A 24,632-nucleotide genomic window follows, 5' to 3' on the forward strand; every position below is an offset into this window, starting at 1 on the left:
GTTGTCAGCCGATCACCCGCGCCACCGCCGGAATCCGCCGGAGCACCAGCCAGTCGAGCAGCAGCACGACCGCCATGGTGATGCCCGCGAGCGGGAACAGCAGGCCGAGCGCCGCCATGATGGCGATCACTCCGTACGTGGTCCGCCTGTTGGTGGCGCGGGCCGGCGCCCCGGCGCGCCCGCGCGGGCGGCGCTTCCACCACATCCACGCGCCGGTGACCACGAGCGTGATGAGGGCCAGGCAGGCGGCGAGCATGACGAGCAGGTTGGCGGTGCCGTAACGGCGGCCCTCGTGCAGGGCGATGCCCTGTTCGACGGCTTTGGCCATGATGCCGTACTCGGCCCAGCCGTAGGAGACCAGCACCCGGCCGCTGTACTGGTCGATGTGGAGCGTCTGGGCCGCGGCCGGGTCGCGGCGGTTGTCGGTCACGATGGTGTAGACGCCCTTCGCGTCAGCGGGGAGGAGGATCTTGATGTCGCATTCGGCGGGCCGGCAGTCGCGCAGGACCGGGCGGGCGGCGGCCAGGGCCCGCTCGATGGGCAGGGCGCCCCGTTGCAGCACGCCGCCGGCGCTCTCGTGCGCGGCGTGGCCGTCGGACTGCGGTACGGGGAGCCGTTCGGCCGACCAGGGCACCTTGGCGTCGGGGTTGATGGACAGGTCTCCGGAGAGCGTCGAGGTGTGCGGGAAGGCGTCCGCGCTGGGATAGGTCGAACCGGTGCTGTCCTGGATGCGCTGCAGGCCGTCACCCCACACGCCCGACCAGGGCAGGCCGGAGAGGACGAGGAAGACGACCGCCGCCCCGGCGCCGACTCCGGTGAGGGTGTGCAGGCGGCGCAGCCGGCCGCGGCCCGACCGCTTGGCCCGCTTGTGGGTACGGCGGCCGCTCCACCACAGGTACGTGCCGGTGGCGATGAGGATCAGCGCCCAGCACGCGGCGATCTCGACGACCCGGTCGCCGATGGTGCCCGACATCAGCTCGCCGTGGATGGTGCGTACGACACGCATGAAGGTGGTGGCGTCGTCGATCTGCCCGACCACCCGGGACGTGGACGGGTCGACGTAGACCGAGATGCCCTGGGCCCACGGCCCGGTGTCGGCGCCCTGAAGGATCACCCGGGTGGTCCGGTCCGGGGCGGTGGGCGGAATGACCGACATGACGGCCGCGCCGGGCCGGGCCTGGCGGGCGGCCGCGACCTGCTCCGACAGGGGCCGGGCCGTGGTCACGGGTGCGGCGAGCGTACGGACGTCGGCGTAGTGCCACGCCTCGAACGGCTCCTTGAACAGGTAGATCGATCCGGTCACGGCGAGGACGAGCAGGACGGGGGCGACGAACAGCCCGGCGTAGAAATGCCAGCGCCAGACGACGCGGTAGCGCTGGGACGAGAGGACCGGGGTGGGCTGGTTGGTTTCCGGCCGTACCTCTACAGAGGTCATGAACTTCTCCGTTCCGGAGACGCGCACGCCGAAGGCGCGCGAACAGCGGGGACGGTCATGACCGGACGCACGCTCACGCGGCGAAGACTCACGATCACGGCGGATACCGCGGTCGTCGTACGGTGACGAGCATGGCGAGGGCCGCGGTCGTCGTACGGTCGTGTTCGCGGTAAGGCGCCGTACGGTCATGACGGACCGGACGTGCGGTTTCCCGGGTACGACGGCGATCCACGCGGTCATACCCGGCGACACACGGAGCCGGTAATGATCAGCGGAGCAGCGCGACAGCGTCGCCTGCCTACTGAGGCGGCCCCCGGCGGCACAGCGCCCAGGCCAGCACCTGGGACGCGCGGATGGCGGGCGCGACCGCCACGACCGGCGCCACGCGGCGCGTCGTCGCGGGTGGCGCGAGCACGTCGGTGAGCGGCCGCCACAGGTCGCGGAGCGAGCAGGCCAGCAGGAACAGGAGGGTGGCCAGCGCCGTCTCGCCGCGCTCCAGCCACCAGGCCGACAGCGTCGCGACCAGCACGTGCGCCGTCAGCATCCCGAGCCCGGCGGACAGCCCGCCTTCGTGGTGTCCCGTCAACGGGACGCCCGAGCCGAAAAGATGGTGCATGCCGTACTGCGCGGCGAAGGAGGCGGCCAGCAGCGTCCCCATACTCCGCCGCCGGCGCGCGAGGACGTACGCCCCCGCGCCTGTCATGGCGGTGGCGGCGGCGACGATTCCCAGCCCGGCGCGCGGGCCACCGGCCAGCACGTGCATGCCGAGCGCGGCGTACACGCAGACGACCGCGAACACCGCGGCGCGCACGACGCGGCCGGCGGGTCCGATCTGATCGGCGCTCACATCGTCAGATACGGCCCGGCCGGGGTTCTGGTTCGATGGATCAGAGGTTGTCGATGCGGCGGCCGGTGACCTGCTGCGGGCTGATGCGGATGTACAGGTGGCGTTCGCCGCCCGCCCAGGGGGTGACGGTGACCTCCGGCAGTTCGTCGGGAGGTATGTGGTGGGCGGGGCCCTGGACGAGCACGCTCCAGCCCTCGCGCTGGGCCTCGTCGATCTGGTCCACCTCGAAGCCGACCTTGATCTCCACGCCTTCCAGGCCGGTACGCAGGTCCTGGTCCATGGGGCCGCCCGAGGCGGTGCGGAAGACGATGGAGCCCTCGTGCACCTGGTAGTTGACGGGCAGCACGGTCGGGCCATGGGAGCCGTTGAAGGCCACTCGGCCGATGCCGCCGGGCTCGATCAGCTTGAGGCATTCCTCGCGGTCCAGGCTCTTCAGCGTCGGAGCCATCCTGGCCCGGCCACGACCCGGTGGCCGGTCGACGCCGCCGCCGAGGAGATCTTCGACACTGGTCTCCAAAGCTCCGGCCAGCCGGTACATGGCTTCCGCGGTGGGGGTGCCGGGGTGTTCCTCCAGGTACTGGAGGTAGCCGGGTGACATGTCAGCGCGGTCGGCGACCTGTTCGAGGGTCAGACCGAGCCGCTCGCGATGATGGGCGATGCGACGCCCGAGGTCGCCGGTGGCTGCCATGATCGTCTCCTAGTCCTGTGGTGTCCTTCTTCCTTCCCGGATCGTGGCCTTTTAGCAGGTCAAAGGTGGCTTAGAGTCCCTTGGCCGGCGAATTAGGGACTTTCGGCGCTGCCGAGACCGGCCGCCGCGGAGGAACGTGAGATGGGAAAGCGAGGTACGAACAATGACAATCCTGGTCAAGGACGTCATGGGCCGCGTGGCCATCGCCGTCCTCGAAGACTCGTCGTTCCTCGACATCGTCGCGGCCATGGAGCGCTACGCGGTCGGGGCGGTCACCGTGATCGACGCCGAGAGGCGGCCCGTGGGCGTGGTCTCCGAGGACGACCTGCTGCTCAAGGAGACGGACCCGGTGCGGCACAGCGTCTCGATGTTCGAGTCGCGCACGCGGCGGCAGGAGCATCAGAAGGCGGCCGGCGTGAAGGCGGCCGAGCTGATGACCACGCCGGCGATCACCGTCACCCCCGACACGTCCGTCCGTGACGCGGCGCGGTTGATGCACGACAAGCACATCAGGCAGGTGCCGGTGGTCGACCCGGCCACCGGGCACATCTGCGGCACCCTGCACCAGAGGGACGTGCTGCGGGTCTTCGTCCGCCCGGCCGCCGACGTGCTCGCCGACATAGCCGCGCTGCTCCCGGACCGCGAGGCGTTCTCGATCGAGGTCGACAAGGCCGTCGTGACGATCGGCGGGAAGGTGCGGCGCAAGTCGCAGACCGTGGCGCTGGTGGCGAGGATCCGCGAGGTCGAGGGGGTGGTGGACGTCGTCTCCGAGCTGACCTACGACACGGAGGACCTCATCGTCACCCCGCCACTGCTGTAAGAGCCTGGGAAAGTCGAGTCAGGCGCCGCCCCAGACCGGGATGTCGATGACGTCGTCGTGTTTCCAGCTCAGCTCGTCACGTACGGCCACCACGCCGTCGACGCCCTCGGCCATCCGGACGGCGGCGATGGCCTCGGTGTGCTTGCTGACGACAGGTCGCGGCGGCTGACGATGCCGACGAGTCCGCCGTCGGCGTCCACGACGGGCAGCCGCTTGACACCGTGACGGTCCATCAGCCGGGCGGCGAGCACGATGGGGGAGTCAGGCGTGGTGACGTGGGCGGCGGAGGTCATCACGTCGGCGACGGTCATGGTCATGGCGATCACCTCGGGTGTCTGAGGGGTTTCGGTGCCTTCATCACAGCTCCGGGGCCGGGTGTCCGGTAGGGCCGTAAGTCCCGGGCGGGTGGTCGCTTCAGGGCCGAAGGTCCCGGTACGGCGGGCCGTACGGCACTGTCTCCGAGACCGCGAAAGGAGTGTGCTCAAGCCATAAGAAAAACCAGGGAAAGAAAGGGGACCGTCATGACCAGCGCCGCCAACCCCGTCATGAACACCGAACTCAGCGAGACGGCGCGCCGCCCGGTCGACTACGTCTGGGCGGTCGCCCGGATCTCGATCGGCTGGATCTTCCTGTGGGCGTTCCTGGACAAGACCTTCGGCTGGGGCTTCGCAACCCCCGCCAAGAACGCCTGGCTCTCGGGCGGAAGCCCGACGACCGGGTTCCTCAAGGGCACCGGCGAGAACGCGCTCGGCGGCTTCTTCTCCGGCCTGGCCGGGCAGCCGTGGGTGGACTGGCTGTTCATGCTCGGCCTGCTGGGCATCGGCGCCGCGCTCATCCTGGGCGTCGGCCTCCGGATCGCCGCCGTCACCGGCACTCTCATGCTGGTCCTGATGTGGGCGGCCGAGCTGCCCCTGGCCAACAACCCGTTCATGGACGAGCACATCATCTACTCCATCGTGCTGATCGGCCTGGCGCTCGCGAACGCCGGAACCACCCTCGGACTCGGCCGGTCGCCGATCATCCAGCGCAACCCGTACCTGCGGTAGCTCCCGGCCGCGCCACGCCCACCCTCGCCCGCAGGGTGGGCGTCGCGCTTGCCCCGCGCAATGGGCCAAGGTCCTGACCTGGGAGGATGTTTGGCGCTAGGCCAGCTGATTGGAGGGCGATGTCATGGGAAGGGGGCGGTGAAGGGGGCGAAGCGTGATCATCGTCGGGGTGGACGGCTCTCGAGCGGGGCTCGAGGCCGCCGGATGGGCTGCCATGGAGGCCGCGCTGCGAGAAGCGCCACTGACCGTGGCGCACGCCATGCCGGGATGGGTCTGCGAGGCCCAGTCGGGCCGTTACGCGGCGGTGGCCAAGTGGATGCGCGACGGTGGCGCGATGGTGCTGGCCGCGGCCGAGGAGCGGGCCCACCGCGAACAGCCGAAGATCAGCATTACGACGGTGCTCCTGCCCGGCGATCCCCGAGTCGCCCTGATCAAGGCGGCGAACGAGGCCGAGCTGCTGGTCATCGGCAGCCACGGACTCGGGGGAGTGCGCGGGCTGTTGGTGGGGTCCGTGGCGTACGGGGTGGCCGGGCATGCCCCATGCGACGTGGTCGTCGTACGGCAACTGCCGGCCCAGTCCCGTGGCGAGCTGGTGGCGGCGGTGGACGGCTCGCCGGAGTCCCGCAGCCGGGTGCTGGACTTCGCCTTCGCCGAGGCGGGGCTGCGTGGTGCGAGCCTGCGGGTCGTACATGCTTGGCGGGGGTTCGAGGCCGCGGAGCCCGCGGAGCTCTCGGACAGGGCTGAGCGGGGCGGGCGGCTCGTACTGCGCGACGTGCTGGCGGCATATCGCGAAGAGCATCCAGAGGTCGACGTGATCGAGGAGGCCGTGCGTGGCCACCCCGTCGAGGTGCTGCGTCAGGGCGCCGAGGGTGCCGACCTGCTCGTGGTCGGGTCGCACGGGTACGGCGCCTTCGCCGGGCTGGTCATGGGCTCGGTCAGCCAGGCCATGCTGCACCACTCCCCGTGCCCCCTGGCCGTGGTCCGGAGCGGAATGCGGCATTCATGAATTGCAGATGTTTGCAGCTTTTCATCGTTTGATGATGACGGAGCTGCCCAGCGGGATACGGGACAGGATGCGCAGGGCGGGGGCTGGGACGCGCACGCAGCCGTGACTGATCTCTCGGCCGAACACGGATCTGTCCGGCCAGCCGTGCACGGCGATCGTGCCGGGTCCGCCGCTGAAGGTGCGGAGAACTCTCGAGTGCGTGCCCAGTGGCAGCATGCGTGGGCTGTACGTCGCATGCTTGGGAATCAGTGAGGCGAGCAAGAACGTCCGGCCCAATGGCGTGGGCGTTGACGGGGCGCCTACGGCGACCTTCCACCGTCCCAGCTCGCGAGCGGACTGGAACACCGTGAGCCGGTGAGCGGACAAGTCGATGCGCACGTCGTAGGCGCTGTAGGCATTCCGCAATCCGCCGCCTGCTTCATAGATCCAGCCTGTCGACCGGTTCGGCCGGCTCGGCAGCAGAACGCGTACCCACCCTGCTTGCTTTTCCACCACGGGCACCCACATCGGGCCGCCCAGCGCCTTGGTCGGCAATATCGCCACCGGCGGTCCGCCGGGGTGGGCGTAAACCACCTGTGGCTGTTCGGGGTGCGTCACACGCCCATTTCCCGGCTTGAAGGGCGTGGCATCTTTCGGTGCCCCGCGCAATTTCGCGTAGGTCGTGGCATGCGGCAATTGCGTCAGTTGTTCGGCCGACACCGGCGCCGGGAGGACCTGTTGGCGAGGCGTGGCGGCCGGTGGTGCTTGCGGTGGGAGTGGCGTGGTTGTTCCGCAGGCCGTGGCCAAGGTCATCGTGGCGGCCAGGGCCGTACTCCAGGCGATCGGCTTGTTGGCGCTAAATCGATCGGGCAAGGAAACCTCCAATAGGAGACCAATGTTTTCCGTTTGACATGTCTTGCGGTTGAGCCGTGATCCGTGGCTCGCAAGAGCAGTCTACGTATGGCACTGGCGACTTTCGTTCATGAAGTCATTGCGCTCCTGGAGCTTCCTGGGGGTCAGGTATCCGCAGACTAGGACAAGTCTGTTTATTTGACTACTTGGGTCTTAGCTAATAAGTGATAGAGGCTTTGTTTTCCTTTTCCTGGTCGACTGTCAGTGATTGTCGATCTCTCCGGATAGCATGCCGAATTGCGAGGTGCGGATATTCGGCTGGTTGGTGACTCCCGTGGGCCTGGCGGTCTCGCCTTTCTGCACTTGTGATGGTCGGCTGTTATCCGGCGTGCTCTCCTATAGGAAAGATTCGCTAAATGGAAGTAATCTGTGGTCGCTCTTCCTTCAGATCGCGATGGGTCTCTCTGCTGGCGGGGGCTTTCGTACTCATCGTCGCCGGGGCGCTGCTGGCCGGATTGCAATCCAGCGCGACGGCCGCTGAACCGCAGGTAGGTCTCGGAACCGCCGGGAACTTCGCGGTCTTGGCCGGGGCTACGGTCACCAACACCGGTCCGAGCGTGATCACCGGTGATCTGGGCGTGAGTCCGGGCAGCGCGGTGACAGGGTTCCCGCCCGGCCTGGTGATCGGGGCGCAGCACGTAGCCGACGCCGTGGCGATTCAGGCGAAGTCCGACTTGACCACGGCTTACAACGACGCCGCCGGCCGGACCCCGGCCACCATTGTCTCGGGTGACCTCGTTGGCCGGACCCTCGCGCCCGGCATCTACAAGTCCAGGTCCTCGCTCGGGCTGACCGGCACGGTCACCCTCGACGCCCAGGGCGATCCCGACGCCGTCTTCATCTTCCAGATCGGCTCTACGCTCATCACCGGCTCGGCCAGCAGGGTCGCCCTTATCGGGGGCGCTCAGGCATGTAACGTCTTCTGGCAGGTGGGTAGCTCGGCCACGCTGGGCACGAACTCCACCTTCGTGGGCACCATTCTGGCTTTGGCGTCGATCTCGGTGACAACTGGTACGACGGTGGACGGCCGGGTGTTGGCTCGTAATGGGCAGGTGAGCTTGGATACCAACACGATCGGTAACAACGATTGTGCTCCCACGCCCACAGCGACGCCGACCGTGACCCCGACGGTCACGCCGACGGTCACGCCGACGGTGACGCCGACGGTGACGCCCACGGTCACGCCGACCGTCGCTCCGACGGTGACGCCGACGGTGACGCCCACGGTCACGCCGACCGTCGCTCCGACGGTGACGCCGACGGTGACGCCGACGGTGACGCCCACGGTCACGCCGACCGTCGCTCCGACGGTGACGCCCACGGTCACGCCGACCGTCGCTCCGACGGTGACGCCGACGGTGACGCCGACGGTGACGCCGACGGTGACGCCCACGGTCACGCCGACCGTTAGACCCACGGTGACGCCGACGGTGACGCCGACGGTGACGCCGACGGTGACGCCGACGGTGACGCCGACGGTGACGCCGACTGTCGCTCCGACGGTGACGCCCACGGTCACGCCGACCGTTAGACCCACGGTGACCCCGACTGTGACGCCGACTGTGACGCCGACTGTGACGCCGACTGTGACGCCGACTGTGACGCCGACTGTGACGCCCACGGTTACGCCAACTGTCGCTCCGACGGTGACCCCGACCGTGACTCCTACGGCGTGCCCGACCGTTACGCCAACCGGTACACCCACGGTGACCCCGACGGTGACGCCCACGGTCACGCCGACCGTTAGACCCACGGTGACCCCGACGGTGACCCCGACGGTGACCCCGACGGTGACGCCGACTGTGACCCCGGCATTCAAGGTGACGACCAGGCCTCATCTCGGCGGCCGTCATCCTCACCACCACCACCATCACCATCACCACTGCGGTCACCCTGGCCACCACTGTGGGCTTGAACCGGCTCCTGTTCCGGTCCCGGTGAACACGGATCTGCGTCTGACCGGCTGACGACTCTGTTTCAGGGCGATGCGCGGGATGGCCCTGCCTGCTGAGGGCATCCCGCTGTACGCCGCAGCTGGCCACCTCCCTGAGCGTCGAGGTCGCCGCTGGGGTGCCGAGCGCGTCGGCGATGATCTGTCGCCGCGCCGGGCTCGCTTCGATGGTCGCAGCGGGAGCGAGGATCTCCGGCTGGTCGGCCGGGCGCCGTACAGATGAAGCGAGGAGTCAGCGCCACCCGGCGCGCGATGATCCCCGTCGGCGCGTTGCCATTCGGGTGAGCCTGGCTGGCATGGGTGCTCCCTTGGGCGGAGGGAAGGAGAGTCGTATGATCATCGATCTCACTGGAAAGACTGCGCTGGTCACGGGATCCACGCAGGGCATCGGGGCGGCCATCGCGGGCGGTCTGGCCCGGGCAGGTGCTCGTGTCGCTGTCAACGGTCGTACGTCCGCCACTGTCGAGGAGGCCGCCAACCGGATCCGGAGCGAGGTGCCGGAGGCGGACGTGATCCCGCTGGCCGCCGATGTCGCCACCGAAGACGGCGCTGCGTACGCGGCCGAAATCATTCCCGATGTGGACATCCTCATCAACAATCTGGGCATCTACGAATCCCGGCCCCCGCTGGAGATCACCGATGCGGAGTGGCGGCGCTACTTCGAGGTGAACGTGCTGGCCGCCGTCCGTCTCACCCGCGCTTACCTGCCTGGGATGAAGGCGCGTTCGTGGGGGCGCGTGCAGTACGTCGCCAGCGACTCCGCGATCGTCACGCCGGTCGAGATGATGCATTACGGCATGTCGAAGACGGCCCTGCTGGCGGTGGCGCGGGGGTTCGCGAAGGAGGCGGCCGGCAGCGGCGTCACGGTCAATTCCGTCATCGCCGGTCCGACCCACACCGGTGGGGTCGAGGATTTCGTGTACTCGCTCGTCGACCGGGATCTGCCCTGGCCGCAGGCGCAGCGCGAGTTCATGCGGCGGCACCGTCCGCAGTCGCTGCTTCAGCGCCTCATCGAGCCCGAGGAGATCGCCAACATGGTCGTCTACCTCAGCTCGCCGTACGCCTCGGCCACCACTGGTGGCGCGATTCGCGTCGACGGCGGCTACGTCGACGCGATCCTTCCTTAGCGCGGGCCGTCGTTCCGCTTTCGGGGTCTCTTTGGAAAAAGTCTGTTTATCGGGTGGCTTGTGACTTTGGCTGAAAACTGATAGAAGCTTTGCTTTTCTTTTGCCGGTCGGGACTCTGAGATCGTTGATCTCTATGGATAGCATGCCGAATTGCGAGGCAGGGATCTTCGGCTGGTTGAGGTTCCCATGGCTCGGACGGTTTGGCCACTGCACTTGTGGCAGTCGGCTGTATCCGGCGTGCCCTCCTATAGGAAAGATTCGCTAAATGGAAGTAGTCTGTGGTCGTTCGCGACGGGTCTCTCTGCTCGCGGGGGCTTTCGTACTCATCCTCGCCGGGGCTTTGCTAGCCGCATTGCAATCCAGTGCGAAGGCCGCCGAATCGCAGGCGGGTCTCGCAACCGCCGGGAAATTCGCGGTCCTGGCCGGGGCCACGGTCACGAACACCGGTTCAAGCATCATCGCCGGTGATCTGGGCGTGAGTCCGGGCAGCGCGGTGACCGGACTCGCGCCGGGCCGGCTGGTCGGGGCGCGGCACGCGGCCGACGCCGTGGCACTCAAAGCACAGGCCGACCTGGCCGCCGCCTACAAGAAAGCCCGTCGAACCCCGGTAAAGCGCGTCTCAGGCGACCTCGATGACAGGACGCTGGTCCCGGGCATCTACAAGTCCACGTCCTCGCTCGAACTGAACGGCACGGTCACTCTCGACGCCGAGGGCGATCCCGACGCCGTCTTCATCTTCCAGATCGCCTCCACGTTCGTGACCGCCTCAGCCAGCGAGGTCATCCTTACCGGCGGTGCTCAGGCCTGTAACGTGTTCTGGCAGGTGGGCAGCTCGGTGACGCTGGGCGCGAACTCCACCTTCATGGGCACCGTCCTTGCGCTCTCATCGATCTCGGTGACAAGCGGGACGACGGTCGATGGCCGGGTGCTGGCTTGTAACGAGCAGGTGAGCCCGACCGCGATCATCAAACACGGCTGCGCTCCCGCACCCACGGTGACACCGATGGCGCCATCGTCGGCGTGTCCGAGGGCGGTTTCGTCGGGATGTCCGGTGGTGCCGTCTCCGGCGTGCCCGATGGCGGTTTCGTCGGGGTGTCCCATGGCACCGTCTCCGGCGTGTCCCGAGGCGGTTCCGGCGGGATGCCCGATGGCACCGTCTCCGGCGTGTCCCGAGGCGGTTCCGGCGGGATGCCCGATGGCACCGTCTCCGGCGTGTTCGATGGTGGCTTCGTCGGGGTGTCCGGTGGTGTCGTCTCCGGCGTGTCCCGAGGCGGTTCCGGCGGGGTGTCCGATGGTGACGCCGACTGGGAGTTCGACGGCGGTGATGGCGGGCAAGCCGACGGTGGGGCCGACGGTCACTCCGACCGCTTCCACGGCTGCTTCCTCGAAGGCGTGTCCATCGGTGGCCCCGCCGGCGTGTCCCGATGGGGGGCTGGCGGTCGCACCGGCTGGTACGCCGCCGGTGATCCGCACGCTGACGCCGATGGCGACGCCCAAAGTGACCCCGAAGGTGACGCCCAAGGCGACCCCGATGGCGACGCCCAAGGCGACCCCGAAGGCGGCTCCCATGGCGACGCCCCTGGTCATCCCGAAGATGACGCCGGTGGTCACGCCGAAGGTGACGCCGGTGGTGACCCCGAAGGTGGCTCGCCCGTCGCCGCCCGTGGTGGGTCCGGCGCTGGCGCCGACTGTCAGGCCAACGGTGACCCACACACCGAGGCCGACGTCGACGGTGACCCGCACACCGACACCGACGCCGATGGTGACCCGCACACCGACGCCGACGCCGACGGTGACTCTGACACCCGCGTCGTCGGCGACCAGGATCGAACTGGACCCTGGTCACCATCATCACCACCATCATCACCACTGCGGCCACCGTCACCACTGCAGGTTCGAACCGGCGCCCGTCCCGGTCCCGGTCGACACGGATCTGCCTGTGGCCGGCTGACGATTCCGTTTCAGTGCGATGCGCGGGATGACCAGGCCTGCTGAACTCAGCCCGCTGTAAGGCGCGGCAGGGCGGCTGGTCGCCTCCGCGAGTGTCAAGATCGGCGCCGGTGTGCCTGAGCACACCGGCGCCGATCTGTCGTTACGCCCGTACCGATGGCGACGACCTCCGGCCTGCCGATCAGGCCGTACCGACGAAGCGGGGATCAGCGCGAACCAGGAGCGACCAGCGGCTCTCGGTCAGGGAACCGGGGTGAGGGGTGGCTTGTCGTTCAGGACGGCGATGATGTTGTCCACGGCGAGGTCGATCATGCGGGCTCGGGTGGCCTCCGTGGCCGAGCCTACGTGCGGGAGCGCCACCACCCGTTCGTGTTCCAGCAGAGGGTCGCCGACGCCGTTGCGTGGTTCGCGGTCGAACACGTCCAGGCCCGCCGAGTGGAGGCGGCCGGCCCGCAGGGCGGCGAGGAGGGCCGATTCGTCGAGGACGCCGCCGCGGGCGGTGTTGACGAGGGTGGCGGTGGGTTTCATCGACGCGAGTTCGGCCGCGCCGATCAGGTGGCGGGTCTGCTCGGTGAGCGGTACGTGTAGCGACACCACATCGCTGGTGCTCAGGAGCTTGTCCAGGGACACCGCCCGGGAGAGCGCGTCGTCGGGTTTGCGGGACAAGGTGTGCTGGACGGTCATGCCGAACCCGACCGCCCGGCGGGCCACGGCCTGCCCGATCTCGCCGTAACCGATGAGGCCCAGGCTCGCTCCCGTCACGTCGAGACCGAGGTAGGCGTCCAGCCGGCTCTCGGTCCATCTGCCGGTTCTGAGCCTGTCCGCCGCGGCGAGCAGGCCCCGCCGTGCCATCAGGATGAGGGCGAAGGCGAGGTCGGCGGTGGTCTCGTGCAGGACGCCCGGGGTGTTGGTGACGATGATGCCGCGGGACCGCGCGGTGGCGACGTCGGTGCCGTCGTAGCCGGCGCTCGGCAGCGCCAGTACGCGCAGCCGCTCGCCCGCTTCGAGCACCGCCGCGTCGACGCGGTCGGAGTTCTGGCACAGCAGCGCGTCCGCGCCGGTGAGGAGGTCGCGTAGTTGGTCAGGCGTCGGGTTCACGTCCTCGGTCCAGCGGCGTACCTCGGCGAACTGGCCGAGCCGTTCGAGGCCGGTGCCCGGCAGGGTCGGTCGGGTGACCGCCACGATCGGCGCCATCAGTGAACCTCCAAGTCGCGCGGCACCTTCGGTGCCACCGGTGAATCCTTCTGGTCAAGTAGTATCTTGCAGGCCCCGGCCAACCGCACCGGGGCCTGCATATCGCTCCTTATCCTCCCAATGAGCCCACGCGTGAAACGCCCGCGCCGGAGAAGGGCATGTGCTCGTCTTCGACGTACTGCGGGAACGGCTGGTAGACGTTCGCGCCGGGGCGGCCGCGGAGCAGCAGCGCGGAGACGAACGGCTGCTCGTCGCTGGTGATCCGGGTCGAGGTCGGGATGTAGCGGATGGTCAGCCCACAGCGGCGCTTGGGGGAGGTGTTGGCGTTGGAGCTGTGCAGGATGTTCGGGTGGTGCACCTCCACATCGCCGGGCGACAGCACCAGGTCCACGGCCTTGGACTCGTCCACGGTCACCGCGCTCTCCGAGCCGAGCACGTTCTCGATGTCGTCGCGCTGCCGCAACTCGTGCAGGGCTTCCCGGTGTGAACCGGGGATCACCCGCATGCAGCCGTTCTCCGGGGTGGACTCGTCGACGGCCAGCCAGAGCGTGATCACCCGCATCGGCTCCAGCGGCCAGTAGGCGCCGTCCTGGTGCCACAGGACCGCCTTGCCGGAAAAGGGCGGCTTGCTGATGTAGTGCGAGGCGAACAGCGCGAGATCCGGGCCGAGAAAGAGCTCGGCGATGTCCAGCAGCCGATCGTCGCCGACCAGCCGCACCCAGAACGGGTCGCCGGCGACCAGCTCGGTGCCCAGGTCCTCGCCGTTGAGGTCGGGGTGCTTGGCCTGGAGCCAGGCGACGTGGTCGCTCGCCTCGGCGATCAGTCCGGGGTCGAGGACGTTCCGGAAGATGGTGTAGCCGTCGCGGTCGTAGTCCTGAAGGGTCTGGCCGACTTCCTTGATCACGATGTGCTCCTGTGACAACAAAACGGACATCGATCTGGATTCTTCGGCCTGTGTGCCACGACTTACTAGCACTCGCCGCTCTATAACTATTAATTTCCTGACATGGCGACTGTGCTGCGCTGGGTGGATTTCGCGTACGGACTGCCGTACCACGCGGCGCTGGTGCCGGTGAGCGGCGGCCGTCGCGACCGGCCCGAGCCGCACAGTCACGCCGATTTCCACGAGTTCGTCTTCGTGACCGCCGGGGCCGGCGTGCAGCGCGTCGGCGAGACGGAGCAGAAGCTGCGGGCGGGTGATGTGGTGCTGGTCCGGCCGCATGACCGGCACGAGTTCGCAGGGGAGGCGGCCGACGGGATGCGCTTCATCAACATCGCCTTCCCCAGTGGGCGCTGGCGCGCCTTCGCCGATCTCGCCGGGCTGGCGGGCACGGCGGACTGGGATCGGCGCGACCTTCCCCTGATGGCGGGCACGGATCCGGAGGGGCCGATCGCGGCGGAGTTCGTCCGTGTGCTGGCCGCCTATTCCGGCGTGCCCCGCGTGCTCGACCTGGTCGGACTGTGGACGGCGGTGGTCCCGCTCCTGGAACGGGCCGATGGCACGGCCGTGGACCAGCGGCCGGGCTGGCTGGTGGCGGCCTGCGTCGCGATGAGCCGCGAGGAGAACCTGCGCGAGGGGCTGCCCCGGCTGCTGGCGATGGCCGCGGTCAGTCCGGGGCATCTGGCCCGCTCCATGCGTACGCACTACGGCTGCACCCCGATCGCCTTCGTCGCCCGGCGCAGGCTGGAGCACGCCGCCCTGCTGCTGACCACGACGACGGAGGGCATCGGCCCGATCGCCCAGCGCTGCGGTTTCTCCGGCCAGTCGTACTTCGGCCGGCTCTTCCACGACAAGTACGGCATGGCGCCCCGCGACTATCGGGAGGCCACCCGGCGTGCGGTGGTTCCCGCGGCGACCCTGGACACCCCACACATCAAGTGATTAGATGACTTCACTTGGGCGAAGGACGCACAGTGCGGCGGTTCGCTCCACCCCAGCGGACGCGATCATGCGCTCCCCACAGACGTTCAGGTAAGTCACCCCCCAAGATCGAACAGGAGGCCGGGCATGATCCGGTCGCGTCTTCTGCGTATGGCCGCCATCTGCGCCACCGTCACCCCTCTCGCCCTCACGGGCTGCTCCTCCGGCGACACGCCGAAGGGGGCCGCCAAGACCGAGCTGAAGCTGTACAACGACAAAGGCGCCTGGAGCAAGTACTTCGACGAGATGGGCGCCCTGTCCAAGCAGCAGATCGGCCTGTCGATGAAGCCGGTCGGCTATACCGACGAGCCGACGTACCAGGCGTTCATCAAGGCGTCCTTCCGCACCAACGTGAAGCCCGACCTGTTCACCTGGACGACGGGCGGCAGCCTGGCCGAGGTCGTCGCCCAGAAGCAGCTCGCGGAGACGACCGCGCTCTGGCAGGAGGCCATCAAGAACGGCGACCTCTCGGCGGACCTGGCGAAGTACTACACAGTGGGCGGGAAGCAGTACTGCGTGCCGCTGAACGCCGCCTACTGGGGGATGTTCTACAACAAGAAGGTCTTCGACAAGTACGGCCTCAAGCCCCCCACCACGTGGGACGAGCTGATCAAGATCGCCGACACGTTGAAGAAGAACGGCGTGCCCGCGTTCTACCACACCTCGGTGCTGTTCTCCTTCGTCTGGTTCGAGCAGCTCCTCGCCGGCACCGACCCCGACCTGTACGACCGCCTCTCCACCGGCCAGGCGAAGTACACCGATCCGGGCGTGGTCGAGGTGATGAAGCGGTGGAAGTCGATGATCGACGCCGGCTACTTCAACAACCCCGGCGACAAGACCGACCCGGGTGACGTCCTCAAGACCGGCAAGACCGCGATGGTGTCGTTCGGCACGTGGTTCAACACGAGCATGACGCAGCGTGAGATGAAGGCCGGCACCGACTACGGCTTCTTCACGATCCCGAACGTCACCCCCACGCTGCCCAAGACCTCGATGATCTTCGAGAGCGGCCCGCTGTGCTCGCTGGCCAAGGCGCCCGATCCAGCGGCCAGTACGAAGTACCTCAAGTGGTGGGTGACCCCGGCCGCGCAGGAGAAGTGGGCCACCACGAGGGGAGACGTCTCGGCCAACCCCAAGGTCACCATCAGCGACGCGGCCATCGCGGAGGTCAGCAAGGCGGCGGGCAGCGGACAGTACCGCCTGGTCAACCGCTACTTCGAGGCCACCCCGCCGCCCGTGCTCACCGCCGCGCTGGACGGTTTCAGTGCCTTCGTCGTCAAGCCGGACGGCTACCAGAAGGTCCTTGAGGACATCCAGCGCGCCGCCGACGAGTACTGGAGCACGCACAAGCCGAGCAGCTGAGATCGCGACCGGCCGGTCCTTGTACGAATTCTGTACGCCGAAGTCGCACGCTTGATCAACAGCGGATGCCGCACGCGGCCTCCACTCCTTTCGCTGCCCCCCGAGGAGATTCCGTTGGTCCGACTCCGCCGCTCAGCCGCGCTGCTCGTCGGCGCGCTCATCCCCCTCTCGATGCTCACCGGGCAACCGGCCGGAGCCGTGTCCGCCGATCCCATGACCGACGCGTTCGCGCGCGCGGCCAGCACGTACGACGTGCCTCGCGACCTGCTGGTCTCGCTCGCCTACGCCGAAACCCACCTGGACGGGCACCGCGGCCAGCCCAGCGCGAGCGGCGGTTACGGGGTGATGCACCTGGTCAGCAACCCCGTCACGCACACGCTCGAGCGGGCGGCCACGCTGACGAAGCAGCCCGTCTCGGCCCTGAAGGCGGACGACGCGGCCAACATCACGGGCGGCGCCGCCGTGCTGCGGGCCTACGCCGACGAGCTCGGCCTGGACGGCGCGGCCCGCAAGGACGCCGGCAAGTGGTACCAGGCGGTGGCCAAGTACGGCCACGCCTCCTCGGCGGACGTCGCCCGGTTGTACGCCGACACCGTCTACGACCAGCTGTCCCAAGGAATTCGCGCGACCACGCCGGCCGGCGAGACCCTCACGGCGACGCCGCGGACCGTCCAGCCCGACCGTGGCGACTACGCCAAGGCGCAGGAGCTGGGCAAGACCAACACGCTCGCGGCGTCGGTGGACTACCCGTCGGCGGCGTGGGCACCGGCGCACAGCACCAACTACGCCGTCTCCAACCGTCCGACCAGCGACGCGATCGACCGCATCGTCATCCACGTGGCCCAGGGCACGTACGCCGGGACGATCGACTGGTTCCAGACCGGGCCCAGGCCGAAACCCACCTCGGCGCACTACGTGGTGCGTTCGTCGGACGGCGCCATCACGCAGACGGTCAGGGAGAAGGACCGGGCCTTCCACGCGGGCGACTACAACAGGCGATCGGTCGGCATCGAGCACGAGGGATGGGTCGACCAGGCCTCGTGGTTCACCGACACGATGTACCGCTCCTCGGCCGCGCTGGTCCGCAACATCGCCGACCGTTACGGCATCCCCAAGGACCGTACCCACATCCTCGGCCACAGCGAGGTCCCCGGCGCCGACCACACCGACCCCGGTCCGAACTGGAACTGGACCAAGTACATGCAGTACGTCACAGGCACCGGCGGGGGCACCAACCCCAACACTCCCGAGTCGGTGTGCGGCAGCGGCTTCACGGTGATCGACTCGGCGGCTCTGGGGACGGCGGGCACGGTCTACCTGACCTACAACACGAGCACCGGTGTCAACTGCGTGGCCACGATCAAGCAGACCAACCTCGGCACGGCCACGGCCACCAGCGCCTACCTGGAGGTCGAGGGCCAGACCCGCATCACCGACAGCGGCAACTTCAGCTACTACGCGGGCCCGGTGCGGGCCAGCGCGGCCGACAAGTGCGTCAGGTGGGGCGGTAAGGCCGGTACCTCCACCTACGACAGCCCACTCGAACACTGCGGGTAGCCGCAGCCAACAGCGATGGCCCCGAAGCGCGACTCGCTTCGGGGCCATCGCTGTTTCACTGTGCGGGACGCCGGCGGTTCCAGGAGTCGAGGATGTGCGTGCGCATCGCCGCCGCCGCGGCCTCCGGATCGCCGGCCGAGATCGCGTCGCTGATCGCCTGGTGCTCGTCCAGCGTCTGGCGCATGACCACCTCGTTGTACTCGCCGTGGTAGCGCATGCTGGTGCGGGCCTTGTCATGGATGCTGTTGACGACGGCCCGCCCGAGCCGGTTACGGGAGGCCGCCATGATCGCGTCGTGGAAGCGGACGTCCGCGGCGCCGAAATCGGGGGCGGAGGCCAGGTTGGACCGCATGACGCCCAGCGCCTCGGCGATGTGCTGATCGTCGTCGGGGGTGTGGGCCAGGGCCGCGGCGGCGGCCATCTCGGCCTCCAGCGCGGTGCGTACCGTGACCAGTTCGTCGAGGAAGGTGACGTTCTCGTCGTGCGCGATCACTGAGGTGAGCACGACGTCGTCGAGGAGGTTCCACTGCCGCGGGTCGGTGACCTGGGTGCCGCGGCCGTGCTCGATCCGGACGAGGCCCTTCTCCTGGATCACCTTGACGGACTCGCGGATCACCGTGCGGCTGACGCCGAACTCCTCGCACAGCTCGGCCTCGGGCGGCAGCGTCGAACCGGGTCTCAGCGCACCGCGGACTATGTCGTCGACCAGCTGCTCGACCACGGTGGTGCCCAGCTTGGGAGCCCGGACGCGGCGTGGCCGTTTCGCGGGTGGGTGTGGTCGCACCGGGTCGTCCGTCCAGGGACCTTCCGCGTGCTGAGTCAACATGCCCTCCGCTGGTTGCGACAGCTTCTGAGTATAGACCATTGTGAAGACGTCATAGGTATGATGTCATATCTCGAAACATGGCGTTAACGGAGGCCCCAATGAGACGACGAAGCCTGTCGGTGGTGACCGCAGCCGCGGTTCTTCTCGCCGTCGCGGCCTGCGGTCCCCCGAACCCCGCGGGTTCGTCGAAGCCGACCGGCACCGGCTCCCCGTACGGGTTCACCACCGCCGAGCAGAAGAAGGACGGCAAGCTCGTGGTCTGGGTGGACTCCACCCGGCTCGACGCCGCGAAGGCCTACCAGGCCGCGCACGCCGGCGTACCGCTGGACATCGTCACCTACGACGGCAACGCGAACGGCTCCAACACCCTCAAGACCAAGGTGCAACTGTTCAATCGAGCCGGCGAGGGCTGGCCCGATGTCGTGTTCACCACCGACAACAACACCGCCTCCTGGGCCTCGCAGGGGGACGACGCCTTCGTCGCCCCGCTCAACAAGGGTCTGCTCGACGAGGCCACGCTCGGCGGCTTCGCCAAGGGCGCGCTCGACGTGTGCTCCGTCGACGGCACCGTCTACTGCCTGCGCAACGACCTGGCCCAGGTGGTGCTCTGGTACAACAAGAAGCTGCTCGACAAGTTCGGCTACACGCTGCCCGCCACCTGGGAGGACTACCAGGCGCTGGGCGAGAAGGTGGCCGCCGAGCACCCGGGATACATCGTCGGCACGGCCGGTGACGCGTGGGCGCCGGAGATCTACATGTGGGGCGGCGAGTGCCCGGCGAATCAGGTCACCGGCGCCAAGGCGATCACCGTCAAGGTGACCGACGCCAAGTGCGTACGGACCGCGCGGATGCTGGACAAGCTGGTCGCGAACAAGACGATGTCCATGCTGCCGCTGTTCGGCCCCGACTTCGCCAAGAACCAGGGCGACAAGGTGCTCATGCTGCCCGGCCCGGCCTGGTACGGCGGGGCGGTGTTCCAGGGGACGCTCAAGACCCCGAAGGGCGAGCTCGCGGTCGGCCCCGCGCTGCACTGGGCGGACCAGAACCCGCCGGTGACCGGCAACGTCGGCGGCGGCACCTGGTGGCTGTCACGGCACACCGCGCATCTGCAGGCGGCCAAGGACTTCATCAGCTGGGTCGCCACCGCCGACGAGTACCAGGTCGCCCTCTCGCCGGGCTACCCCGCCTTCTCCGCCGCGGCGACGAAGTGGATCAAGAAGCAGCAGGACAGCGGCTACTACGCCGGTGACATCGCCGCGCCGATCACCGCCGCGGCCGGTCAGGTCTGGTCCGGCTGGGGCTCGCCCGAGTTCAGCGCGGAGGCGGTGTGGGCCAAGACCGTCATCCCCGGCCAGACCGCGGGCAAGACGATCGAGTCCCTGCTCCCGGACTGGCAGACGGCGATCGAGCAGCAGGCTCAGGTGTCCGGATACCAGGTCACCAAGTGAGCGTCGTCGCCACCCACGCCAGGGGCCGCTCCGGTCCCTGGCGGCCGGCCGCCGGGCACGTCTTCGTCTCCGGGTACGTGGTGCTCCTGATCGCGTTCGGGGTCGCGCCCACGGTGTACGCGCTCTACCTCGCCTTCACCGACGGAGACGGGCGCTTCGCCGGCATCGCCAACTTCGTCCGTACCGCCCAGGACTACCGGTTCCTGTCCGCGGTCGGGCATGTGGCGACCTACCTGGTGTTATGGCTGGTCACCCTGACCGTGCTGGTCCTGGTGCTCGCGCTCGTGGTGCACCGGCTCACCTCGCGCTGGTCCCGGGCCGCGCTGCGGTTCGTCTACTACGTGCCGGGCGCGCTGGCCGGCGCGTCGAGCGTGCTGCTGTGGCTGTTCATGCTGGACCCGTCCGTGAGCCCGGTGGACGGTCTCGTCCGCTCGCTGTGGGGGAGCACGCTCGTGCAGGTGATCGCGCCAGGGCACCTGCCGTGGATCTTCACCGTCATCGCCTTCTGGACCGGCGCGGGCGGCTGGATCGTGGTCATGTACGGCGCGTTGAACAGCATCCCGAACACGGTGATCGAGGCGGCCAAGGTGGACGGCGCCGGGCCGGTGAAGACGGCGTGGCGGGTGCAGTTGCCGATGCTGCGCAAGTGGATCGTCTACATGCTGATCCTGTCCCTCGCCGCGGGCACCCAGCTCTTCGTCGAGCCGCAGCTCGTCTCGCAGGCCAGCTTCGGCGTGGTCGGCACCGACTACTCGCTCAACCAGCTCGCCTACCTGTACGCCTTCGACCAGAACGACTTCAACGGCTCGGCGGCGATCGCGATGGACCTGCTCATCGTGGCGCTGTGCTGCGCCGGCCTGTTCGTCGCGAAGGGAGGTCTGTTCGATGCGGACTGATCCGACCGCGGGCGTCGCCCGTGTGGTGGGCCGGGGACTCGTCACCGTCCTGCTGCTGGCCTTCGCGCTGTTCTTCGTCCTGCCCATGGTGTGGCTGCTGCTCGCCTCGACCAAGAGCCCGGCCGACCTGATCCACGGCAACCCGCTGTCCCCGGGCTCGATCGGCTCGCTCGTCACGAACTGGCAGCACCTCATGTCCTTCCAGGACGGGGCGGTGCTGACCTGGATGACGAACTCCGTCGTCTACTCCGCGCTCTCGGTGGCGCTGACCCTGCTGGTCGGCATCCCGGCCGGGTACGCGATGGCGCTCATGCGCTTCACGGGCCGGCGCCTGCTGCTCATCGTCACCCTGGTCGTGATGCTGATGCCGGCGACCGCCCTGGTGCTGCCGATCTTCCTGGAGCTCAGCTATCTCGGGCTGGTCAACAAGACGGCCTCGGTCGTGCTGCCGATGTCGTTCTTCCCGTTCGGCGTGTACCTGACCTACATCTACTTCTCCACCAGCGTCCCCGGCGAGCTGCTGGACGCGGCCCGGCTGGACGGTTGCAGCGAGTCCGCGACCTTCTTCCGGGTGGCGCTCCCGCTGGCCAAGCCGGTGGTCGCGCTGGTCGCCTTCTTCAGCTTCGTCAACAACTGGAACAACTTCTTCCTGCCGTACGTGATGCTGCCGAACAGCGGCAACTACCCCATGCAGGTCGGCCTGACGCAGATGCTGGCCGCGACCCCCACCTTCAATCCCGTCGTCGGGGCCAACGCCGAGGTGCAGCCGCCCGAACTGGTGCTGGCCACCCTGGTCTCCATCGCCCCGGTGTTGCTCGTGTTCCTGTTCTCACAGCGCTTCCTGGTCGCCGGGTTGACCGCCGGCGCGACCAAGGGATGAGGAGTACACATCGTATGACCAGCTCCGCCCGGCGCCCGCCGGTTGTCACGGCGAGCGTCCCCGTCATCGACCCGCCGGCGTGGGCGCTGTCCCAGCGCGCGCTGCTGGACCTGCTGGACAGTGGGTGGCGGCTGTTCGCCGACCGGTACACCCGGCCTGACGGTTCGCTGCGCTACACCGGCCGGCTGTCCACCCGTGACGGCGCGGACGACTTCTTCGAACCGTTCTTCAACTGGCCCCAGCTCTACCTGCTGGGCGGCGCGGACGACCTGCTGCCGGCGTGCGCCCACCACTGGCACGGCGTGGTCGCCCAGATGACCGAGCTCGGCATGTTCGCCGACGAGTTCGAGATCGGCTACGACTGGTTCCATCAGGGGGAGAGCCTGCTCTTCACCTACTTCCTCACCGCCGCCGACCCGGCGGCCTGGGCGGACCGGGCGACCCGGTTCGCCGATCTCTATCTCGGCCCGGCCAACTACGACCCGGCGCACCGCATCATCAAGGCCCCGCACAACGGCAGCGGGGGAGCCCGGGAAGGGGTGTCCGACACCCCCGCCTATCCCTGGACCGAGGCGGAGGCCGCGCAGTACGGCTATCCGCTGGACTGGCTGGTCCTGGCAGACGCGCCCGTTCCGGCACTCGCCGACGATCCGCGACTGGGCGCGGAGATGCGCGAGCGCCTGGGCCGGGGCGACGCGGCCGGCAACCTGAGCGTGGCCGGCCTGGTCTGCAACGCCTTCCTGGTCTCCGGCGACGAGCGGTACGCCGCCTGGCTGCGCGAGTACGTCGGAGCCTGGCAGCGCCGGGCCCAGGACAACGGCGGCGTCATCCCGGACAACGTCGGCCTGGACGGTGTGGTCGGCAGCCAGTTGGACGGGCGCTGGTACGGCGGGCACTACGGCTGGACCTGGCCGCACGGCATGTACAGCGTCGGCCAGGCGACCGCCGTCGGCGCGCTCAGCGCCGCGCTGGCCACGCGGGACGACGGCTACCTGGACCTGGTCCGCTCCCTGCTGGACGCCGTCATCGGCCTCGGCGTCAAGCTGCCGTTCAGCCAGAGCGACTCGGCCAACCAGGGCCGCTGGCGCGCCCATCTCGGCTCTGACGTGGACACTCCCACCCTTCTCGTGCCGTACCGGCACAGCGACAAGGGCTGGTTCGACTACAACCCGGTCCAGACCTCGGTCCCGTTCGCCCTGTGGCACCACACCGGCGCGGCCGAGGACCGAGCCCGCCTGGACGCGCTGCGCGCCGCGACCGGTTATGACTGGGCGACGGTACGGCCGTTCCGCGACAAGGAGGAGGCCGGGCACGAGGAGCCCTGGTACGCCTACCTGTGCGGCGACAATCCGGACTACCCCCAGCAGATCCTCGCCGCCGCGCACGCCCAGGCCCGCCGCCGCATCGCCCTGCTGCTCGCCAACGCCGACCGGGACCTGCCGGAGGAGGCGATCCACCTGTGGCAGAACGTCAACCCGGTCGTGACCGAGGCGTTGGCCCAGCTCATGTGGGGCGGCCCGCAGGTCATCTACAACGGCGGCCTCCAGCAGGCGAGGGTCCGCTACTTCGACGCGACACGCCGCCGTCCCGGCGTGCCGGACCAGGTCGCCGCCCTGGTCAGCGCCATCGAGCCGGAGGCGACCGTGCTCACGCTGGTCAACCTCTCGGCCACCGACGACCGCGTGATCGTCGTCCAGGCCGGCGCGTTCGGCGAGCACGAGATCGTCACCGCCACCGCGACCGGCGCCGAGCCCGGCTGGACCGGCCGGGACACCGAGTACATCCACCACGAGCCGGTCCCGTCGAGCACCGAACTCGCGGTGAACGGACCGCACCTCACGGTGGAGCTACCGGCGGGCACGACCGTCACGCTGACCCTGCGGCTGCGGCTGCGGGCCTACCAGCCGTCGTACCGGCAGCCGTGGGAGTGAGCGGCTTCGCTCACGTGCGCCGCAGCAGGTAAGTGTCCATGATCCAGCCCTTGCGCTCCCGCGCCTCGGCGCGCAGGGCGCGGATGCGGTCGCCGACCTCGGCCACCGGCCCGGACACCAGGATCTCGTCGGGCGTGCCCAGGTAGGCGCCCCAGTAGATGGTGAAGTCGTCGAGGCCGGCGAAGGAGCAGTGGGCGTCCAGCATGACGACCACGTCGTCGGCGGTGGCGCCCTCCTGGGCCAGGCGGCGGCCGGTGGTGAGATGCACGGGCCGCGCGACCTGGGTGAGGCTGGTGCGGTGGCGTGCGGTCAGCGCGGCGACGCTGCTGATGCCGGGGATCACCTCATAGTCGAAGACGACGTGCCCGCGCTCCAGGATCTGCTCGACGATGGCCAGCGTGCTGTCGTACACACCGGGATCCCCCCACACGAGGAACGCCCCGGTCTCGCCGTCGGCCAGCTCGTCGCGGATGAGGGTCTCGCACGCCAGCGCGCGGCGCGCGCGCCAGTCCTCGACGGCGGCGGCGTAGGCGGGGGTAGTCCGGTCGCGCTCGGGGTCGCGGGCCTCGGCGATCCGGTACGGGGCGCGGCCGTGCTCCTGGATCAGATCCTGCCGGAGCTGGACGAGGTCGTGCTTGACCTCGCCCTTGTCCACGATGAAGAAGACGTCGGCGGCGGCGATGGCCTTGACCGCCTGAAGCGTGAGGTGGTCGGGGTCGCCGGCCCCGATGCCGATGATGATTAGCCGCTTCATCTGAATGGCGGCGCGGAGACCCGGTCCTTCAGGGCTGGGAGGAAGCACCACCTCTCCTTTCGAAAACAGTATGGAAAGACTCGGTCACGTTCGGTAATGTGT

General features: G+C 68.8%; 22 protein-coding genes. 13 read left to right on the forward strand and 9 right to left on the reverse strand.

The window, feature by feature from the left end; genetic code table 11:
* Positions 1-4 precede the first annotated feature (4 nt).
* From AB0B91_RS10210 to AB0B91_RS10220, 3 genes are all read right to left on the reverse strand, one after another.
* Positions 5-1,435 (reverse strand): PepSY domain-containing protein, encoded by a 1,431-nt coding sequence (locus AB0B91_RS10210; RefSeq protein ID WP_358317957.1) that lies wholly within the window; start codon positions 1,433-1,435, stop codon positions 5-7.
* A 298-nt stretch (positions 1,436-1,733) separates the two neighbouring features.
* Positions 1,734-2,282, reverse strand: coding sequence for an MFS transporter (locus AB0B91_RS10215; RefSeq protein ID WP_358317958.1), 549 nt, complete (start codon positions 2,280-2,282; stop codon positions 1,734-1,736).
* Between the two features lie 40 nt (positions 2,283-2,322).
* Positions 2,323-2,970, reverse strand: coding sequence for a pyridoxamine 5'-phosphate oxidase family protein (locus AB0B91_RS10220; protein ID WP_358317959.1), 648 nt, complete (start codon positions 2,968-2,970; stop codon positions 2,323-2,325).
* Between the two features lie 163 nt (positions 2,971-3,133).
* On the opposite strand from AB0B91_RS10220, the gene AB0B91_RS10225 reads away from it, so the two are divergent.
* On the forward strand, positions 3,134-3,790 hold the full coding sequence (locus tag AB0B91_RS10225) for a CBS domain-containing protein (RefSeq protein ID WP_358317960.1): 657 nt from the start codon (positions 3,134-3,136) through the stop codon (positions 3,788-3,790).
* 68 nt (positions 3,791-3,858) lie between these two features.
* Here AB0B91_RS10225 and AB0B91_RS10230 read toward each other — a convergent pair whose 3' ends face one another.
* Positions 3,859-4,107, reverse strand: coding sequence for a CBS domain-containing protein (locus tag AB0B91_RS10230; RefSeq protein ID WP_358317961.1), 249 nt, complete (start codon positions 4,105-4,107; stop codon positions 3,859-3,861).
* A gap of 204 nt (positions 4,108-4,311) precedes the next feature.
* Here AB0B91_RS10230 and AB0B91_RS10235 point away from each other — a divergent pair, with 204 nt between their 5' ends.
* Together AB0B91_RS10235 and AB0B91_RS10240 are read left to right on the forward strand one after the other, a co-directional pair.
* Positions 4,312-4,836 carry a hypothetical protein gene (locus AB0B91_RS10235; RefSeq protein ID WP_358317962.1) on the forward strand — a complete coding sequence of 175 codons (525 nt, stop codon included), beginning with the start codon at positions 4,312-4,314 and terminating at the stop codon, positions 4,834-4,836.
* Between the two features lie 154 nt (positions 4,837-4,990).
* Positions 4,991-5,842: a universal stress protein gene (locus tag AB0B91_RS10240; RefSeq protein ID WP_358317963.1), complete on the forward strand. Its 852-nt coding sequence runs from the start codon at positions 4,991-4,993 to the stop codon at positions 5,840-5,842.
* Positions 5,843-5,863: 21 nt separating this feature from the next.
* Here the strand turns inward: AB0B91_RS10240 and AB0B91_RS10245 are convergent, their stop codons facing one another.
* A complete protein-coding gene (locus AB0B91_RS10245; protein WP_358317964.1) occupies positions 5,864-6,694 on the reverse strand; it encodes a L,D-transpeptidase in 831 nt (276 codons plus the stop codon).
* Between the two features lie 395 nt (positions 6,695-7,089).
* Here AB0B91_RS10245 and AB0B91_RS10250 point away from each other — a divergent pair, with 395 nt between their 5' ends.
* The 3 genes from AB0B91_RS10250 to AB0B91_RS10260 all read left to right on the forward strand — a co-directional run bounded on the left by AB0B91_RS10250 (position 7,090) and on the right by AB0B91_RS10260 (position 11,762).
* Positions 7,090-8,700, forward strand: a complete 1,611-nt coding sequence (locus tag AB0B91_RS10250; RefSeq protein ID WP_358317965.1) for an ice-binding family protein — start codon at positions 7,090-7,092, stop codon at positions 8,698-8,700.
* Positions 8,701-9,016: 316 nt separating this feature from the next.
* Complete coding sequence (locus AB0B91_RS10255; protein WP_358317966.1) at positions 9,017-9,811, forward strand: SDR family oxidoreductase; 795 nt, start codon at positions 9,017-9,019, stop codon at positions 9,809-9,811.
* A gap of 265 nt (positions 9,812-10,076) precedes the next feature.
* Complete coding sequence (locus AB0B91_RS10260) at positions 10,077-11,762, forward strand: ice-binding family protein (RefSeq protein ID WP_358317967.1); 1,686 nt, start codon at positions 10,077-10,079, stop codon at positions 11,760-11,762.
* Between the two features lie 239 nt (positions 11,763-12,001).
* On the opposite strand, the gene AB0B91_RS10265 is transcribed toward AB0B91_RS10260, so the two are convergent.
* A complete protein-coding gene (locus AB0B91_RS10265; RefSeq protein ID WP_358317968.1) occupies positions 12,002-12,955 on the reverse strand; it encodes a D-glycerate dehydrogenase in 954 nt (317 codons plus the stop codon).
* Positions 12,956-13,064: 109 nt separating this feature from the next.
* The gene (locus AB0B91_RS10270) at positions 13,065-13,859 is read right to left on the reverse strand and encodes a phytanoyl-CoA dioxygenase family protein (RefSeq protein ID WP_358317969.1); all 795 of its coding nucleotides are present in this window, start codon (positions 13,857-13,859) and stop codon (positions 13,065-13,067) included.
* A gap of 102 nt (positions 13,860-13,961) precedes the next feature.
* Here AB0B91_RS10270 and AB0B91_RS10275 point away from each other — a divergent pair, with 102 nt between their 5' ends.
* The 3 genes from AB0B91_RS10275 to AB0B91_RS10285 all read left to right on the forward strand — a co-directional run bounded on the left by AB0B91_RS10275 (position 13,962) and on the right by AB0B91_RS10285 (position 17,795).
* Positions 13,962-14,837 (forward strand): AraC family transcriptional regulator, encoded by an 876-nt coding sequence (locus tag AB0B91_RS10275; RefSeq protein ID WP_358317970.1) that lies wholly within the window; start codon positions 13,962-13,964, stop codon positions 14,835-14,837.
* Positions 14,838-14,963: 126 nt separating this feature from the next.
* Positions 14,964-16,238, forward strand: a complete 1,275-nt coding sequence (locus AB0B91_RS10280; protein ID WP_358317971.1) for an ABC transporter substrate-binding protein — start codon at positions 14,964-14,966, stop codon at positions 16,236-16,238.
* A gap of 114 nt (positions 16,239-16,352) precedes the next feature.
* Complete coding sequence (locus tag AB0B91_RS10285) at positions 16,353-17,795, forward strand: peptidoglycan recognition family protein (RefSeq protein WP_358317972.1); 1,443 nt, start codon at positions 16,353-16,355, stop codon at positions 17,793-17,795.
* 55 nt (positions 17,796-17,850) lie between these two features.
* On the opposite strand, the gene AB0B91_RS10290 is transcribed toward AB0B91_RS10285, so the two are convergent.
* On the reverse strand, positions 17,851-18,579 hold the full coding sequence (locus AB0B91_RS10290) for a FadR/GntR family transcriptional regulator (RefSeq protein ID WP_358317973.1): 729 nt from the start codon (positions 18,577-18,579) through the stop codon (positions 17,851-17,853).
* 140 nt (positions 18,580-18,719) lie between these two features.
* On the opposite strand from AB0B91_RS10290, the gene AB0B91_RS10295 reads away from it, so the two are divergent.
* From AB0B91_RS10295 to AB0B91_RS10310, 4 genes are read left to right on the forward strand one after another with little or no spacing between them, the layout of a single operon-like run.
* Complete coding sequence (locus AB0B91_RS10295; protein ID WP_358317974.1) at positions 18,720-20,069, forward strand: extracellular solute-binding protein; 1,350 nt, start codon at positions 18,720-18,722, stop codon at positions 20,067-20,069.
* Positions 20,066-20,965 (forward strand): sugar ABC transporter permease, encoded by a 900-nt coding sequence (locus tag AB0B91_RS10300; protein WP_358317975.1) that lies wholly within the window; start codon positions 20,066-20,068, stop codon positions 20,963-20,965. Before AB0B91_RS10295 ends, AB0B91_RS10300 begins: the two co-directional genes overlap by 4 nt.
* On the forward strand, positions 20,955-21,845 hold the full coding sequence (locus AB0B91_RS10305; RefSeq protein WP_358317976.1) for a carbohydrate ABC transporter permease: 891 nt from the start codon (positions 20,955-20,957) through the stop codon (positions 21,843-21,845). Before AB0B91_RS10300 ends, AB0B91_RS10305 begins: the two co-directional genes overlap by 11 nt.
* A 14-nt stretch (positions 21,846-21,859) precedes the next feature.
* Positions 21,860-23,776, forward strand: a complete 1,917-nt coding sequence (locus AB0B91_RS10310) for a hypothetical protein (RefSeq protein WP_358317977.1) — start codon at positions 21,860-21,862, stop codon at positions 23,774-23,776.
* Between the two features lie 10 nt (positions 23,777-23,786).
* On the opposite strand, the gene cobF is transcribed toward AB0B91_RS10310, so the two are convergent.
* Complete coding sequence (cobF, locus tag AB0B91_RS10315) at positions 23,787-24,530, reverse strand: precorrin-6A synthase (deacetylating) (RefSeq protein WP_358317978.1); 744 nt, start codon at positions 24,528-24,530, stop codon at positions 23,787-23,789.
* Between the last annotated feature and the right edge of the window lie 102 nt (positions 24,531-24,632).

Origin of the sequence: Nonomuraea sp. NPDC049141, from assembly GCF_040648415.1 — a bacterium.
Taxonomy (GTDB): Bacteria; Actinomycetota; Actinomycetes; order Streptosporangiales; family Streptosporangiaceae; genus Nonomuraea.